This window comes from Bartonella sp. AP57NXGY (assembly GCF_042195805.1).
GTDB lineage: Bacteria > Pseudomonadota > Alphaproteobacteria > Rhizobiales > Rhizobiaceae > Bartonella.
In genome coordinates, this window is the sequence record NZ_JBHIOZ010000612.1 from 1 (window position 1) to 604 (window position 604).

Genomic DNA, 604 nt, shown 5'->3' on the forward strand with positions numbered 1-604 from the left:
CTAACCCCAAGGGATCTTGCTGCTCCACAGCATTGTCATAGAGCCTTTGCATTTGAGCATTGGGATCTTCAACATCAAGAAGAGTGCGATTACCTGTCAGCTCAAAGATTTGCTCACCCACCAGACGATATTCAAAATAAGCATCCCCTAATCTTTTAAACACGTTCTCAGGCTTATAATTGCCAATCTTTTTTAAGTAATAGTCCGATCCCAAAAATTTACTTGGGTTGATAAAGTCCTGTCGCGTCTCGACTAAAAATGGCACATCCGGTGTTTGGGTCTGGTCCAATTCTGTCTTAACAGAGTTAAGCCCATCTTGCGTTGGCACTTGTATGGATTCTGGTGCGGGTGTTTTTGTGCTTGGTGCAAAAAGCCCTTTGTGCCCTTTCAAACCATTGATAATACCGTCCAATCGATCATCACTAATCAGTGGTTTGGAACCGTCAAAATCGGTGTTTTTAACACCAGCCAACCCTTTATCGCCAGAGCTTAAGCCAACTTGCTCAACCCCCTCACGCACCGCATGATTGTCAATATAGCCTGTCAACTTGGCATCAAGCGTGCCACCAGCTTCAATCGTGCCGTAAACAGCATCATAAGTGCG

At 44.9% G+C, this 604-nt stretch carries 1 protein-coding gene; it reads right to left on the reverse strand.

Features of this window, described 5'->3' with window-relative positions; translation table 11 throughout:
- A partial coding sequence (locus ACFIL8_RS12310) for a hypothetical protein (RefSeq protein ID WP_375690055.1) occupies positions 1–604 on the reverse strand: 604 nt, incomplete at both ends.